Source organism: Amycolatopsis sp. NPDC114503, assembly GCF_055633655.1.
Genome location: NZ_JBVKDT010000014.1, coordinates 54,365 through 60,894 on the forward strand (window position 1 = coordinate 54,365; position 6,530 = coordinate 60,894).

Below are 6,530 nucleotides of genomic sequence, written 5' to 3' on the forward strand. Positions count from 1 at the left end.
CGCGATGATCGGAGCATGAGCGACCGCACCGTCCGCATCCTCCGTCCCGACGAGCAGCGCGGGGCCTGGGACCTGTTCCGGGCCGCGCTGCACGTCCAGCCCGGCACCGACGAGGATTGGGACCGCGTCTCCAAGGCGTACCAGGCCGAACGCAGCTGGGGCGTCTTCGAACCGGACCTGGTCGGCACCGCCCGGTCTTTCGCGGCGGAAATGGTCGTCCCCGGCGGCGCGCGGCTTCCGCTGGCCGCGGTCACCGGCGTCGGAGTCCGCGCCGGACGCACCCGGCGCGGCGTGCTCAGCGCGCTGAAGGCCGCGCAGCTGGCGGACTTCGCCGAACAAGGCGTCCCGCTGGCGCTGCTGTACGCGTCGGAAGGCGCGATCTACGGCCGCTACGGCTACGGAGTCGCCACCCTCGCCAAACGGGTCGTCGTCGACCGGCATCGCGCGCAGCTGCGCCCGGACGTGCCGGCCGGGGGAGAGGTCACCGTCCTCGGCGTCGACGAGGCCGCCCCGAAGTGGCCGGAACTGTACGCCGCGACCGCGATGGGCCGCGTCGCCGCGATGACTCGGTCCGAGGTCTACTGGCCGGGGTACGAGGCATCGCTGCGCCGCCGCGCGAAACTGCTCCAGACCGCCGTGCACCGCGGTCCGGACGGAGCCGACGGCTTCCTGACCTACTACGTCGAGGAAGACGCCAACGAGCACGCCAAACTGAACGTGATGGCGTTCCACTACGCCAATCCGGCCGCGTTCGCCGGACTGTGGCGGTTCCTGCTGTCGGTCGACCTGGTCGACGAGATCGTGCTCGGCATGCGCCCGCTCGACGAACCGCACGCGCTGCTGTTCGCCGACCCCCGGATGGCGAAAACCGAAAGCACCGACGACGAATGCTGGCTCCGGCTGGTCGACGTGCAGGCCGCGCTCGCCGCCCGCACCTACGGCCCGGCGGAACCGGTCGTCATCGAGGTGGCCGACCGGTCGCTGCCGGGCAACGACGGCCGCTACGTCGTCGGGCCTGACGGCGCCTCGCGCACGGACGCGGAACCCGGGCTGCGGCTCTCCGTCGACACGCTCGCGATGCTCTACTTCGGAACGTGGCGGGCGTCGGCGCTCGCCGCCACCGGCCGGATCGAGGCGCTCGACCCGGCCGCGCCCGAGGCCGCCGACGTTCTCTTCGGCACGCGCGAATCGGTGTGGTGCGGTACGTTCTTCTGACCGTTGACCAGACGTTTCGCGCAGAGGAGCGGGATTGATGCGCGCCGTGCCGGTGCTGCTGTTGTGCGGCTTGGGAATGCTCGCCGCCGCGGGCTGCGACAGCGGGACGCCCGCGCCTCCGGTCCACACCGTCACCGTCACGCCGAACAGCCCCGCCGAGCCGGGCGTCGCGTCGTCGTCCGCGCCCAGTTCGTCGTCGGCGATGCGGGTGTTCGACTCCCGAGTGATGGCCTCGGCCGTCACCCGGCTCCTCACCACCGACTACAAGATGGCCAACGTCGGCACGGTGTCCTGCCCGGACCGGCAGCCCGTCGCCGACGGCTCGCGGTTCCAGTGCACTGTGGACGTCGCGGGCGCGACGAAACACGTCCCCATCACGGTGACCGGCGCGGACGGCAAATACCGCGTCGACCCGCCGCAGTGACTCGGCCCGGTAAATCCGATAGCCGCGCGGCGGCGGCAATTGGTTCAATCGGGACATGAGCGACTACGTGGTACGCCAGATCACCGACGCCGAAAGCCGTGAGACTTTCGACCTTCTGGTGCGGTCCCTGCACGGAAACCCGCCTTCGGACGAGCGCTGGGCGAAGGTCGGCGATTCCTGGAAGGCGGACGGCCGGACCGGAGCGTTCCACGACGGCGAAGCCATCGGCATCGCCAGTTCGTTCGCCACCGCGCTCACCGTCCCCGGCGGCGCGACCGTGCCGATGGCCGCAGTCGACGGCGTCGGCGTCCGGGCGGACTGGACCCGCCGCGGCGTGCTCACCGCGATGATGGACCGGCAACTGCACGACTTCGTGCGGCGCGGCCACATCGTCGCCGCGCTGCACGCGAGCGAAGCGCTGATCTACGGCCGCTACGGCTACGGCGTCGCGACCCGCATGGCCACCCTGCAGGTCAAGAAACCGGCCCCGCTGCGCGAAAGCGTCGACCTCCCCGGCCGGGTCCGGCTGCTCACCACCGACGAGGCGATCGCGACCATTCCCTCGCTGTACCAACGGATCGACACCGGCCGTCCCGGCACGATCGCCCGTCCGGAACTCTGGTGGCCGATCGCGTTCAACTGGCATCTCCACCCGGACGGCGGCAACCACCGCGTCGCTGTCCACACTGGACCGGACGGCGACGACGGCTTCGTGGTCTTCCACGTCGTGCCGCAGAACAGCTACCTCGACCCGGAGCGAGGCGCCGCGCTCGAAGTCCACGACCTGCACGCGGCGTCGCCGGAAGCGCTCGCCGGGTTGTGGCGGTTCGTGCTGTCGGTCGACCTGGTCGAGGTCGTGCATGTGCGCTGCCGCCCGGTGGACGATCCGGTGGGCTTGCTGCTCGTCGACCCGCGCCGGGCGAAGACGATCGGCCTCGACGACGAGCTGTGGCTGCGGCTGATCGACGTGCAGGCGGCTCTTGCCGCGCGCACGTACGGCTCAGCGGAACCCGTTGTGCTGGAAGTGAACGACCGGATGCTGCCGGACAACCGCGGCCGGTACCGGGTCAGCAGCAACGGGGTCGAGCGCACTGAGGCCGAAGCGGATCTGCAGCTCGACGTCGACACCCTGGCGATGCTGTACCTCGGCGCGTGGGAGGCCGGTCCGCTGGCGTTGGCCGGCCGGATCACCGGTGCGAGCGCGGAAACCCTGGCCCGGGTGGACACGCTGTTCCGGACCGGGACGCAGCCCTGGACCGGCACGCACTTCTGACAGCCAGGGAGGGTTCCGCCTCGTGCCGGAACCCTCCCCGACGGTCAAGCTCCGGGCAGCGCCGCCAGCAGACGCTCCACCGAGCGGCCCAGATTCCACCGTTCGGCCAGCTCCGCCACCCGATCCGGATCTGCGGGCACGGTGGGCACCGCGTCCGGCCCGGACTGCTCGACCGGCGCGTCCACCGCGACCCGCACCACCGTGGGCGCGACGGCCAGGTAGTCCGCGGCGTCGGAGAGCCGCAGCCGGGTCTTCAACGGCACCCGCGCATCCCCGGCCGAGGACGCGGCGACGAGTTCCTCCAGCGAACCGAACTGCGTGATCAGCTTCGCCGCCGTCTTCTCGCCGATCCCGGCCACGCCGGGAAGCCCGTCCGACGGGTCGCCGCGCAACGCGGCCATGTCGGCGTAAGCGGGCCCGGCGTGCTCGACCGGAACGCCGTACTTCTCGGCGATTTCCCGCTGCCCCAGCACTTCCGCCTTCGCCCAGCCCTTGCCGACGTACACGACCGACGTCGGCGTCGGCTCCTCGCGCACCAGCTGGAACAGGTCGCGGTCGCCGGTGATCACCTCGACCGGCGCGTCCTTCTCCCGGGTCGCGAGCGCGCCGATCACGTCGTCCGCCTCGTACCCGGCCGCCTCCGCGACCGCGAACCCGAACGCCTCCAGCACTTCCAGGATGATCGGCACCTGCGGGGTCAGCGTGTCGGGCACCTCTTCGACGTCCGCCCCGCCGTCCCCGGCTTCGGCGACCCGGTGCGCCTTGTAGCTCGGCAGCAGATCCGTGCGGAATTTCGGCCGCCAGTCCGCGTCGAGACAGGCGACCAGCCGCGACGGACGACGGTCGGTCAGGATGCGCGCGATCGTGTCGGTGAAGCCGCGCACGGCGTTGACCGGCGTCCCGTCGGGCGCGGTCATCGAATCGGGCAGTGCGTAGAACGAGCGGAAGTAGAGGCTCGCGGAATCGAGGAGAGCGAGTGGTCCGGTCACCCGCACAGCCTGCCACGTCCGGCCCGCATTGCCTCGAATACGCCGCCGGGCGCGTCCGCCGCTCGTGATGCGGAAAGTCTGTGAAGGAGCCCTTGAGGGAATCTGATTCCCTCAAGGCCACCTTCACAGACGGCTTCTGCGGGTAGGGAAAGCGAACTGCCGCCCGCGGGGGACGACCGGGGCGCCGCGCCGGATTGAGGAGGACGGGCGGGCTGCGCCGGGACGCCGGTACTAGGCTCGGCGTCATGTCGAGCCGATCCCTCCACACTCCCGCTCCCGACGCCGCCGCGCTCCGCGCCCGTCTCGACCGCGCCGCGAAAGCGGCCGCCGCCGCCGACACCGACGCGCTGCTCGTCGCGCCCGGGTCCGACCTGCGGTACCTGCTCGGCCAGGCCGGCGGTTCCTTCGAGCGGCTGACCACTCTCGTCGTGCCCGCCGACGGCACCCCCGCTCTCGTCGTGCCGAAGCTGGAGGCCCCCGGCTACGCCGGCGTGCCCACCGACGAGCTCGGCGTCGAGGTGCTCACCTGGGTCGACGGCGACGACCCCTACCGGCTCGTCGCCGACCGGCTCGGCAAGCCCGGCCGGATCGCCGTCAGCGACTTCACCCCGGCACTGCACGTGCTGTCCCTGCGCGCCGCGTTCGGCGACGCCGAGCAGACCCTCGCCGGCCCGATCGTGCGCGAACTGCGGATGCGCAAGGACGCCGCCGAAATCGACGCCCTCCGCAAGGCGGGCGCGGCGATCGACCGCGTCCACGCGCGGATGGGCGAGTGGCTGCGCGCGGGCCGCACCGAGGCCGAGGTCGGCGCGGACATCACCGCCGCCATCGTCGAAGAGGGCCACACGCACGCCGACTTCGTCATCGTCGGCTCCGGCCCCAACGGCGCCAGCCCGCACCACGACGTGTCCGAGCGCGTCATCGAGCGCGGCGACGTCGTCGTGATCGACATCGGCGGCCCGGTGCCCGAGGGCTACAACTCCGACTCCACCCGCACGTACTCGATCGGCGAACCCCGCGACGCCGACGTCGCCGAGACCTACGCCGTGCTGCAGCGCGCGCAGCAGGCCGCCGTCGACGCGGTCCGCCCCGGCGCCACCGCCGAGAGCATCGACAAGGCCGCGCGCGACGTCATCGACGCCGCCGGATTCGGCGAGTACTTCATCCACCGCACGGGCCACGGCATCGGCCTCGACGTGCACGAGGAGCCCTACATCATCGCGGGCAACGCGCTGCCGCTCGAGGCGGGCATGGCCTTCAGCGTCGAGCCGGGCATCTACCAGCCCGGCCGCTGGGGCGCGCGCATCGAGGACATCGTGCTCGTCACCGACGCGGGCGTTGAGCCGGTGAACACGCGGCCGCACGAACTGGTCGTGCTGGACGCATGAGCGCAGCTCGGATCACCGCCGCTCACGCCGTCGCCTCCCCGGCGACCGGCGTGATGCTGATCGAGGAGGCGACGGCATGAGCGGGCCGCTGGAACCGCTCGACCAGTCGATCGTGCAGGAGCTGGCCGCAGACGGGCGGCGCAGCTTCACCGATCTCGCCGAACGGGTCGGGCTGTCGGTGTCGGCGGTGCACCAGCGGGTGCGCCGCCTCGAACAGCGCGGCGTCATCCTCGGCTACACCGCCCGGCTCGACGGCGAGCAGATCGGCCTCCCGCTCACCGCGCTGATCTCGCTCACCCCGAACGACCCGGCCGCCCCCGACGACTACCCGCAGCGGATCCAGCACATCACCGAGATCGAGTCCTGCTACTCGGTGGCCGGCGACGAGTCCTACATCCTGCTGGTGCGCGTCGCGTCGCCGCTCGGCCTCGAAGACCTGCTCCGGCGGATCCGCGAGGCGGCGAAGGTGTCCACCCGGACGACCGTCGTGCTGTCCACCCCGTTCGAGGGCAGGTCGCCGACGCTGTGAGAGTGGTACGGTAAAAGGTATGGCAACACGTAAGGTGACACTCTCGCTCGACACCGGTGCGCTCGAGTACGCCGAGCGGGCCGCGAAAGCGCACGGCATTTCGGTCTCGTCCTGGCTGTCGAAGGCGGCCCGGCGCGAGGCGGTCCGGACCGGGTATACCCCGCAGCGTGCTCCTGTCGCGCCGTCGGCCGAGGCGGACGAGGCGGAGCGGGCGGCTGCGGAGAAGGAGATGCGTGCGCAGGGGTGAGGTCTGGACTTACCACCCGCCCACTGATCCCGCGCGGCAGCGGACCGTGGTGCTGCTGTCGTCTGACGGGGTGAACGAGTCCGAGCGGCCTTGGCTGCTCGGGACGGAACTGCTGGATCGGGATCCGCAGGACATTCTCGGGGTGGCGGTGGACGCTCGGTATTGGGTGTCCACGTTGAACCTGACGCGGTTGTACCGGCCTTGGCTGGCGGAGCGGATCGCGGAGGTTGACGCGGATGTTCAGGAGCAGATCGATGTGGCTTTGAGGGCTGCGTTGGATTTGTGAATCTCTTGGGGGTGGGGGTCGGCTCGTCGCCTGGCGGCGACGTTGCCGTGGGGGTGTCGGGGGCACCCCGAAGCTGATTGTGACGACGGCGCGGGGGGTGGTGTTCCGATGGGGGGGGAGTGCTTTCGAACCACCCCCCGTCACTTTTCTTGCTTTTCCTTGTGGGATAGAGAGAGGGG

Annotated in this window: 8 protein-coding genes; 7 read left to right on the plus strand and 1 reads right to left on the minus strand. The window is 71.3% G+C overall.

The genetic code is table 11. The features are described 5' to 3' along the window. Positions 1–15: 15 nt before the first annotated feature. The 3 genes from ACZ7OI_RS40400 to ACZ7OI_RS40410 are packed head-to-tail and all read left to right on the plus strand — an operon-like array spanning position 16 to position 2,912. Positions 16–1,215 (plus strand): GNAT family N-acetyltransferase, encoded by a 1,200-nt coding sequence (locus ACZ7OI_RS40400; RefSeq protein WP_470269402.1) that lies wholly within the window; start codon positions 16–18, stop codon positions 1,213–1,215. Positions 1,216–1,252: 37 nt separating this feature from the next. After that, positions 1,253–1,639 (plus strand): DUF4333 domain-containing protein, encoded by a 387-nt coding sequence (locus tag ACZ7OI_RS40405; protein ID WP_470269403.1) that lies wholly within the window; start codon positions 1,253–1,255, stop codon positions 1,637–1,639. Positions 1,640–1,694: 55 nt separating this feature from the next. Then, positions 1,695–2,912 (plus strand): GNAT family N-acetyltransferase, encoded by a 1,218-nt coding sequence (locus ACZ7OI_RS40410; RefSeq protein WP_470269404.1) that lies wholly within the window; start codon positions 1,695–1,697, stop codon positions 2,910–2,912. 44 nt (positions 2,913–2,956) lie between these two features. Here ACZ7OI_RS40410 and ACZ7OI_RS40415 read toward each other — a convergent pair whose 3' ends face one another. Further along, positions 2,957–3,901 carry a 5'-3' exonuclease gene (locus tag ACZ7OI_RS40415; protein WP_470269405.1) on the minus strand — a complete coding sequence of 315 codons (945 nt, stop codon included), beginning with the start codon at positions 3,899–3,901 and terminating at the stop codon, positions 2,957–2,959. Positions 3,902–4,146: 245 nt separating this feature from the next. Between ACZ7OI_RS40415 and ACZ7OI_RS40420 the strand changes: the two genes are divergently transcribed. The 4 genes from ACZ7OI_RS40420 (at position 4,147) to ACZ7OI_RS40435 (ending at position 6,351) form a co-directional block, all read left to right on the plus strand. Continuing rightward, on the plus strand, positions 4,147–5,289 hold the full coding sequence (locus ACZ7OI_RS40420) for a M24 family metallopeptidase (protein ID WP_470269406.1): 1,143 nt from the start codon (positions 4,147–4,149) through the stop codon (positions 5,287–5,289). A 76-nt stretch (positions 5,290–5,365) separates the two neighbouring features. Further along, complete coding sequence (locus ACZ7OI_RS40425) at positions 5,366–5,818, plus strand: Lrp/AsnC family transcriptional regulator (protein WP_033287500.1); 453 nt, start codon at positions 5,366–5,368, stop codon at positions 5,816–5,818. 19 nt (positions 5,819–5,837) lie between these two features. Further along, on the plus strand, positions 5,838–6,065 hold the full coding sequence (locus ACZ7OI_RS40430) for a hypothetical protein (protein WP_043830397.1): 228 nt from the start codon (positions 5,838–5,840) through the stop codon (positions 6,063–6,065). Next, the gene (locus ACZ7OI_RS40435) at positions 6,052–6,351 is read left to right on the plus strand and encodes a hypothetical protein (RefSeq protein ID WP_465356539.1); all 300 of its coding nucleotides are present in this window, start codon (positions 6,052–6,054) and stop codon (positions 6,349–6,351) included. The genes ACZ7OI_RS40430 and ACZ7OI_RS40435 overlap by 14 nt, the downstream gene beginning before the upstream one ends. The last annotated feature ends 179 nt before the right edge of the window (positions 6,352–6,530 follow it).

Coding starts and splice junctions, on each gene's coding strand:
- ACZ7OI_RS40400 (WP_470269402.1), top strand. CDS start 16: ATGAGCGACCGCACCGTCCGCATCCTCCGTCCCGACGAGCAGCGCGGG.
- ACZ7OI_RS40405 (WP_470269403.1), top strand. CDS start 1,253: ATGCGCGCCGTGCCGGTGCTGCTGTTGTGCGGCTTGGGAATGCTCGCC.
- ACZ7OI_RS40410 (WP_470269404.1), top strand. CDS start 1,695: ATGAGCGACTACGTGGTACGCCAGATCACCGACGCCGAAAGCCGTGAG.
- ACZ7OI_RS40420 (WP_470269406.1), top strand. CDS start 4,147: ATGTCGAGCCGATCCCTCCACACTCCCGCTCCCGACGCCGCCGCGCTC.
- ACZ7OI_RS40425 (WP_033287500.1), top strand. CDS start 5,366: ATGAGCGGGCCGCTGGAACCGCTCGACCAGTCGATCGTGCAGGAGCTG.
- ACZ7OI_RS40430 (WP_043830397.1), top strand. CDS start 5,838: ATGGCAACACGTAAGGTGACACTCTCGCTCGACACCGGTGCGCTCGAG.